The 7,806-nt window shown below is 71.8% G+C and carries 7 protein-coding genes; 3 read left to right on the forward strand and 4 right to left on the reverse strand.

What is annotated here, in order from left to right:
• Positions 1-441: 441 nt before the first annotated feature.
• Together AB0L34_RS31755 and AB0L34_RS31760 are read right to left on the reverse strand one after the other, a co-directional pair.
• Positions 442-726, reverse strand: coding sequence for a hypothetical protein (locus tag AB0L34_RS31755; protein ID WP_363709110.1), 285 nt, complete (start codon positions 724-726; stop codon positions 442-444).
• 24 nt (positions 727-750) lie between these two features.
• Positions 751-1,458: a hypothetical protein gene (locus AB0L34_RS31760; RefSeq protein ID WP_363709112.1), complete on the reverse strand. Its 708-nt coding sequence runs from the start codon at positions 1,456-1,458 to the stop codon at positions 751-753.
• Positions 1,459-1,611: 153 nt separating this feature from the next.
• Here AB0L34_RS31760 and AB0L34_RS31765 point away from each other — a divergent pair, with 153 nt between their 5' ends.
• Positions 1,612-2,145, forward strand: coding sequence for a YbhB/YbcL family Raf kinase inhibitor-like protein (locus AB0L34_RS31765; protein ID WP_363709114.1), 534 nt, complete (start codon positions 1,612-1,614; stop codon positions 2,143-2,145).
• A 113-nt stretch (positions 2,146-2,258) separates the two neighbouring features.
• Here the strand turns inward: AB0L34_RS31765 and AB0L34_RS31770 are convergent, their stop codons facing one another.
• The gene (locus AB0L34_RS31770) at positions 2,259-2,969 is read right to left on the reverse strand and encodes a class I SAM-dependent methyltransferase (RefSeq protein WP_350712433.1); all 711 of its coding nucleotides are present in this window, start codon (positions 2,967-2,969) and stop codon (positions 2,259-2,261) included.
• A gap of 244 nt (positions 2,970-3,213) precedes the next feature.
• Here AB0L34_RS31770 and AB0L34_RS31775 point away from each other — a divergent pair, with 244 nt between their 5' ends.
• A complete protein-coding gene (locus AB0L34_RS31775) occupies positions 3,214-5,001 on the forward strand; it encodes a hypothetical protein (protein WP_363709120.1) in 1,788 nt (595 codons plus the stop codon).
• A 22-nt stretch (positions 5,002-5,023) separates the two neighbouring features.
• Here the strand turns inward: AB0L34_RS31775 and AB0L34_RS31780 are convergent, their stop codons facing one another.
• A complete protein-coding gene (locus AB0L34_RS31780; protein ID WP_363709116.1) occupies positions 5,024-5,803 on the reverse strand; it encodes a ferric iron reductase in 780 nt (259 codons plus the stop codon).
• A gap of 285 nt (positions 5,804-6,088) precedes the next feature.
• On the opposite strand from AB0L34_RS31780, the gene AB0L34_RS31785 reads away from it, so the two are divergent.
• Positions 6,089-7,606 carry a peptide deformylase gene (locus tag AB0L34_RS31785; RefSeq protein ID WP_363709118.1) on the forward strand — a complete coding sequence of 506 codons (1,518 nt, stop codon included), beginning with the start codon at positions 6,089-6,091 and terminating at the stop codon, positions 7,604-7,606.
• The last annotated feature ends 200 nt before the right edge of the window (positions 7,607-7,806 follow it).

Consider the following 7,806-nt stretch of genomic DNA (forward strand, 5'->3'; position numbering starts at 1 on the left):
GGTCGGCATCGGCCAAGCCTTGTTGAGGTGGGTGTTTGCCAGCGGACGAGTCCTACGGGCCGGACTCGGCTCTGGAGGCTTCAACCGCCAGTGGATGCCTGCAACCGTCAAAGGCCGGACTCCTAACGCAGCGACGTGCTGGGCTTGTCGTATTCGTGTCGCGGTTGGGGTGATGGCGTGTATTCGGCCAAGTCAGACGCTTGACCTTCATGGTCTTGAAAACCGGTAAGGGCAGCGATGTCCTTCGTGGGTTCGAATCCCACACCCTCCGCCGATGAACAGCAAAAACGCCCCCTGACCAGCACGAACGCCGGCCAGGGGGCGGGCGGGTCTACGAACGGTGAGCGGGTCTCACTTCGTCTCGCTCCGGGCCGCCGCGTCTCGGGCGCTGTCGCCGTTGTCGGTCTCCGCGTCGGCGATCAGTAGCGTCAGCGGCGGCGCTCAGTGGGCCGGCACGCCCGACAGTTCGGCGCGCTGCTCCCTGTCGTTGGGCGGCGCGGACCGCCGACGCGCAGCGACGACCACCGCAGCGGCCGTCACGAAGGTGAACACCGCTACCCCGGCGAAGGCGACCAGTGTCTGTCGATCGAGACGGGTCACCGGCATGCCCCGCTTCGCCTGCCGGGTGAATATCGTGAACACACCGGTGTAGCCGAGGCTGGCGACGCCGACCAGTCGGGCCCGGACCCGTTCGTCCCGCAGCCAACCATGACTGGCCGCGAGCACACGTGGTGCCGTTCGGGTGGTGAGTCAGTAGTCCAGCAGTAGGGGCTGTCGGTGCTCGATCGCGGTCTCGGCGAGATCGAGCATCACCGCGAGGCCGAACCGTGCGACCTCCGCCAGCGTCGGGTCATCGGAGGGCAGCCCCCGCCGAAGCTCGGCCGGGTCGTGCCCGGCGAGGACACCGGCGCGTTCGTCCAGCAGGCGCAGCTCCGCCGCCAGCCGGTCGATCGAACCCATCCGGGTCGGCTGACCCGTGGGTCGGGACGCCTCGAACACGAGCGGATCCTCGGCGAGCGGCAACCACCACTCCACCCCCGACAGCAGGGTGAGGTAGCGCTCGGGCTGGGCCGAGGCCGCCTGGTACGCGGGAGCGTCGGCGAACGCGCGCGGGCTGTCCGCCTTGTCCCAGGGGCTCGGACACAGGTCCGGGCGCTCGTCGTACGCGGCGAGCAGCAGAACGGCGCCGAAGCCGTCCCAGTCGGGCTTGTCGGTCCAGTACGGCTGGGTCGCGCTCTCCGGCCAGTCCACGGGGCCGCCGAGCGCCTCCCCGAGCCACTGTTGCCACTCCCGTACGGCGTTCTGGACCATGTCCGGGTCGGTCTCGGGGTCCTCGTCCTCGTGCGCCCGGACGATCCGCACGTCGTATCCCTCCTGTGCGCCGATCTGCTGTGTGATGGTCAGCCAGTCGTTCAGGTGGTAGCGGGTCAGCGGTCCGACGTAGAGATCAAGGCCCATGGGGAGGCATTCTTGCCCAGCGTGCACGTGACGTGTCGGCTCGGGCCGGAGCCGCCTCGTACGGGACGCCGGGCGCCTCCGGTTCGATCGCGGGCGTCGGCGGGGTATGAAGGGTGCGGAGGACAACCGCGCTCACCGGAAGGACCTGTCCAGATGACCCTGGAACGACCGATCGCCCCGGACCCGTACGAGCTGCTGCCGACCGTGTCGTCGTTCACCCTGACCAGCGACGACGTGCAGAACGGCGAGCCGATGGACGCCGCGTACGCCCACGGCAGCGTCGGGGGCGGGAACGTCTCGCCGCAACTCGCCTGGTCCGGCTTCCCGGCCGAGACCAGGGGCTTCGTCGTGACCTGCCTCGACCCGGACGCCCCGACGGGCAGCGGGTTCTGGCACTGGGTGCTGGTCAACCTGCCGGCGAGCGTCACCGAGTTGCCCAGAGGAGCGGGCGCGGAGGATCTCGGTGCCGCCTTCACGGTCCGCAACGACTACGGCGACCACGGCTACGGCGGCGCCGCGCCGCCGGCCGGTGACCGCCCGCACCGCTACGTCTTCGCCGTGCACGCCCTCGACGTGGAGCGCCTCGACGTCACCCCCGACGCCACCCCCGCCGTGGTCGGCTTCAACCTGGCCTTCCACACCCTGGCCCGCGCCGTCATCCGCCCCACCTACCAGGTCAAGCAGTAACCCCTCTCCCTGCCCCGCGATCTTGCATTTCGGCCCTTGTCTCGCGGCTTTCGCCCTGTGCGCCGGGGCGGCAGGTGCAAGATCGCGGGGCAGGGCGGGCAGAGGGAGGAGGGTCAGGCGGGGACGCGGGCGACGGCGAAGACGGACTGGCCGAACGGGGGGCGGACGCGCTGCTCCGCCGCCTTGGTGGCGGGGAGCACGAGGGTGTCGTAGACCTTGACCATCGGGCCCTCCTTCGGCATCAGCCGGAAGACCTTGGTCGCCATGAAGTAGCCGATCAGCCCGAGTGCGTTCGCGTAGTGGATCTTCTCCACCGTCAGGCCGGCGGCGGTCATCGCGTCGGCCAGGGTCTTCTTGGTGTAGCGGCGTACGTGGCCGGTGGCGATGTCCGCCGGGCTCATCGCGAACTGGAACGCCGGCACGATGATGATGACGTTGCCGCCTGGCCGGACCAGGTCGCGCATGCTGCGCAGCGCGCCCACGTGGTCCTCGATGTGCTCCAGCACGTTGTACGACACGGCCGCGCTGTAGTCGCCCCGCTCCGAGTGCGGCAGCAGCATCTGGCGGACCTCGATGTTCGGCTGGTCGGCCAGCCGCTCCTTCAGGGAGACGAGCCGGTCCGGGTCGGCCTCGGTGGCGGTGAACCGGGGCAGCCGCTCCGCCCACTCCAGGGCGTAGTCGCCGAGCCCGCTGCCGATCTCGATCGGGTTGTCACCGAGGTGCGGCACCGCCAGCTCGACAAACCAGCGACGGTGGTTGACCGCGGTCGCGAGGCCTTCCAGGACCTCGGACTGCACGCGCTGATCCCCAGTGATTTCTGCCATGCGTCGATTCCTCACGATATGACTCGACCCGCGCCTGGACCGACAGAGTGAATCATCCGCGCTGACGGCAGAAGAATCGGGGCACCTGGGTGGCCGAATTGCGGTCGGGGGGTGGGCACGTGATCGGCGGTCGGCGAACCCGGCACATAGTACGGCAGTACCCCGAAACATGTCACGGCGGTGCCATAGCCTGACTACTCTACGAATCGTTATGACTACTCCTGAATCGGACCTCCCCGCCGGCATGCCGGGACGCGGAGCGCCGGAAAGCGGGTCCGACCGGGGCGTACGCCCCTGGGAGGGGTGGTGGACGGACCTCGCCGCCGTGGCGAGCTTCGTCCTGCTCGGCTTCTGGGTGACCGCGCGGCTGTGGCTGCGCCCGGCCCACGGCATCCGGGACAACCGTACGGACCAGTCCCAGTTCGAGTGGATGATGGCGCACGGCGCGCGGGTGGTGACCGATTTCGTTTATCCGTTCACCTCCGACCGGATGAACGTGCCGGACAGCGTCAATCTGATGGCAAATACGTCCGTATTATCCGTATCTATCCCAATGACGCCCGTCACGCTGCTGTTCGGCACGCGGGCGTCGTTTCTGCTGTTCCTCACATTGGGCATGATCGCCACGGCGACGGCCTGGTACCTCCTGCTCTCCCGGGTGGTCGTCGGCTCCCGGGGGCCGGCCTGGCTCGGCGCGGCGTTCTGCGCGTACGCCCCGGCGATGGTCTCGCACGCGAACGCGCACCCCAACATCGTCTCGCAGTTCGTCGTGCCCCTGATCATCTGGCGCACGCTGCGGCTCGCCGAGCCCGGGCGCTGGCTGCGCAACGGTTTGCTGCTCGCGCTCGCGATCGTCTGGCAGGCCTTCATCAACCTCGAAGTGCTGCTGATGACCGCGATCGGGCTGGGCGTGGTCGTCGGGGCGCTCGTCCTCGGCCGGCCCGAACTGCGCCGCCGGGCCCGGCCCTTCCTCGCCGGCCTGGGCACGGCCGCCGTGGTGGCACTCGTCCTGCTGGCGTACCCGCTGTACGTCCAGTTCTTCGGGCCCGGGGCCTACCACGGACTGTCGTGGCTGATCCGCGGCTACTCCACGGACCTCGCCTCGTTCGTGGCGTACTCCCGGGAGTCCCTCGCCGGTGACGCGCGTACGGCGCAGGGGCTGGCGAAGAACCCGACCGAGGAGAACGCCTTCTTCGGCTGGCCGCTGGTCGTGCTCGTCGTCGCCCTGCTCTGGTGGCTGCGCCGGCACGTCGTGGTGCGCGGACTGGCCGCCCTCACGCTGCTCTTCGGCCTGCTCTCCCTGGGGCGGGAGATCCAGCTCAACGGGAGGGGGACCGGGGTGCCCGGCCCGTGGGCGGCGCTGGAGGGCCTGCCGATCCTGCACTCGGTGGTGCCGACCCGGTGGGCGCTGGCGATCACCCCGATCGTCGGGGTGCTGCTCGCCTACGGGGCGGAGCACGTGCGCGTCCTGGCCGCCCGGCACCCGCGGGCCCGACCGCAGATCCGCTTCGCCGCCGCCACGGTGCTCGCCATGGCGCTGCTGCCGATCCTGCCCACCCCGCTGCCCACCACCCGGCTCGACCCCGTCCCCGCCTTCGTCACCTCCGGCGCCTGGCGGCCGTACGCGGCCGGCGGGCGGAGCATCGTGACGCTGCCCCTGCCCGACACCCACTACGCCGACCCGCTGCGCTGGTCGGCGCGGACCGGGCTGGACATGCCCATCGCCCGCGGCTACTTCCTCGGCCCGGACACCCGCCCCGGGCGGGACCGGGTCGCGCTGTTCTCCGCCCCGCCCCGGCCGACCAGCGAGTTCTTCGCCGAGATCCGGCGCACCGGCGCGGTGCCGCCGATCACCCCGCAGGCGCGGGTCGACGCGGTCGGGGACCTGCGGTACTGGCGGGCGGGGGCGGTGGTCCTCGGCCCGCACCGGCACGCCGACGCGCTGCGCCGGGGGATGACCGAGCTGACCGGCATCCGCCCCACGTACACCGGAGGGGTCTGGCTCTGGGACGTCCGTACGCTCACCGATTGAGGCGGGACCGGGAGGTCGGGCGCTACGGGCGGACGCAGCAGCCCTGGCAGATCTTGGGCTTGGGGAGGGTGAAGGCGAGGCAGCAGGTGCGGCGCTGCACGGTCGGCTCGCCCGTCGGGCCGGGGACGAGTTCCACCAGGTCGGCGAGGTCCAGCGCGCCGAGCAGGGTCTCGATCGTCTCGACCGAGGAGCCGGGCAGGCCGTCGGCGGCCCGGAGGATGCCGTGGGCGATGCCGGAGGCCACCGACCCGAGCAGGGTGCGCGCGCCGATCCGGACCTCGGCCTGGATCGCGGCGATCATCGGAGCCAGGTGGGCGTCGAGCAGCGAGGCGCGGAGCACCCGGAGCAGCTCGGCCTCGTCGGCGACGACCCGCACCTCGGGCAGCCCGGAGAGCGCCAGCGGGTCGCCCGGCAGCACCGCGACCGTGGTCGAGCGGCGCAGGCCAAGGGTGAGCAGCGGGCGGTGGTCCTCGAAGTGGATCAGCACGTCGGCCGGGTCGAGCAGCGGCACCCGGCGGGCGGAGGCCCAGCCGAGCACCACGGGCAGCGCCGTCCAGTAGCTGTAGGACTTCCAGGCCAGCGCGGCGCAGGCGTGCGGGGTGCCGCCCCAGCGCAGGCTGGCCGAGTGCAGGAACTCCGGCAGCCGGGTGCCGTCGACCAGGGTGCTGGCCCGGCCCCAGCCGAACTCGTCGGCGACCAGCAGGCCGGGCGCGAGGCCGGGAACGTCGTCGGTGCCGAACATGGCACGCAGGGCGGCGGTGACCGGGGCCAGCGGCGCGGCGGCGACCTGACGCCCAGGCATCACCGCTGTCATCCGACTCATCCCCCCGTTCGAAGCGCCCGTCGCCGAGCTAAGGCTAGCCTAACCACAGCTCGCGGGATAAGGGAAGCCTCACCTACGCCGGATCGGGAGGTGCGGATCACTCCGCCGCGTGCGGCGTACTACCCGGGGGTCGGGGCGGGAAACGCCGGCGCGCAGTATCGAAGAACATCGTTCGATGTCAAGGCTCGTGTCGGCAAGGCGGCACTTCCCGTGTGTGCGTGGCCACAGAACGTGAAACTGATACTCCCGGCCACGAGGAAGCTGATGACGACCTCACCGCTCGATCGGGCTGCCGACTCCTTCGCTGCCGAGCTCGCCCGGCACCGTACGGGGCGGGGGCTGTCCAAGAAGCAGCTCGCCACCCTGATGGGGTTCGACCCGTCGTACGTCAGCCACGTCGAGGGGCGGCGGCACCGCCCCACCGAGGACTTCGCGCGCCGCGCCGAGGCCGTGCTGGAGGCCAGCGGCGCGATCTGGCAGCGCTTCAGGGAGTACGACGAGCTGCGCCACGCCCGCGCCGAACGGGCCCTGCGGGAGCCGCCCGTCCCCGGGCAGTGGATGCCGCCCGGCACCGGGCTCATCGTCGAGCGGGAACTCGCCACGCTCACCCACCTCGGCGACGAGTACCGCTGCGTCATCCGGCGGGAGCTCTACAACGCCGGCACCGAGCCGGTCACCCGCTACCTGGTGCGGGTCGCCGTCGACCGCTACCCGAACGACCCGGGGCGGTCCAACCGGCACCACCGGGAGCATCCGCTCACCTTCGCCGAGCTGCGGCTGCGGGCCGTCCGGGAGGACGCGGGCGAGCAGGAGGCGATGCACTGGCGGGCCAAGCACGACCGGGACGCCTTCAAGGAGATCTGGCTGCTCTTCGAGAACGCCGACCGACGCTTCCCGCTCTACCCCGGCGACCGGGCCACCATCGAGTACGCGTACTGCGTTGGGCACGACAAGTGGGGCCCCTGGTTCCAGCGGGCCGTCCGGCTGCCCACCCGGCAGATGGCCGTACGCCTGGACCTCCCGGCCGCCCTCGACCCGCAGGTCTGGGGCGCGGAGACCTCGCTCTCGGCGGAGGAGGGCCCGCTGCGCACGCCGGTGACCCGCCGCGACGACGCCGACCGGGTGATCTTCGACTGGGCGACCGACGATCCGCCGCTCAACGCGCGCTACCGGTTGCAGTGGCGGTTCCGCGGCCGGCCCGACGCCGAGCCGGAGGAGGCCGGGCGGGTCCGGCCCAGCGACCGGATGCGCGGCATCGGCATCGTGCAGCGCGGCAGCGACCTGCTCCGCCAGCCGGCGCGCCCGTTCGACCTGCCCCGCGAGGAGCAGGCGGCCCGGGACGTGGTCGACCGCCTCTGCACGGCCCTGGTCCGGCTCGACGAGCTGCACCCGTTCAGTAAGGGCGTGGGCATCGCCGCCCCGCAGCTCGACCTCGGCCGGGCCGCGGCGGTGGTCCGACCCCCCGACCGGTCGGCCGAGCCGGTCGTGCTGCTCAACCCCCGGGTGGTCGACACCTCCCCGGACACCGACGAGCAGTACGAGGGCTGCCTCTCCTTCTTCGACCACCGTGGCCTGGTGCCCCGGCCACTGCGGATCGACGTGGAGCACGCCCAGTACGACGGCAGCCGGATCATCACCTCGTTCGAGTTCGGCATGGCCCGGCTCGTCGCGCACGAGATCGACCACCTGGAGGGGCGGCTCTACGTGGACCGGATGGCGCCGGGCGTGCCGCTGGTGCCCGTCGAGGAGTACCGCGAGACCGGCCACCCCTGGCGCTACTGACGCCCGTCCGCGCGTCGTGGCCGGCAGGGTGAAGTCCTCCGCCTCCCGCACCGCGAACGACAACCCGGTGTCCTCCTGCCGCCCTGCTCTCGTGCCGTGCTGGCGTGCCGGTCGGGTCCCCGGGTGCGCGACCACGTCCGCCCGGGTGGGAAGGACGGCCGGGCGGACGTGGTCGGGCGGGGCGGTGCCGGTCCGCCCGT

Source organism: Micromonospora sp. NPDC052213, from assembly GCF_040679695.1.
Classification (GTDB): Bacteria; Actinomycetota; Actinomycetes; order Mycobacteriales; family Micromonosporaceae; genus Micromonospora.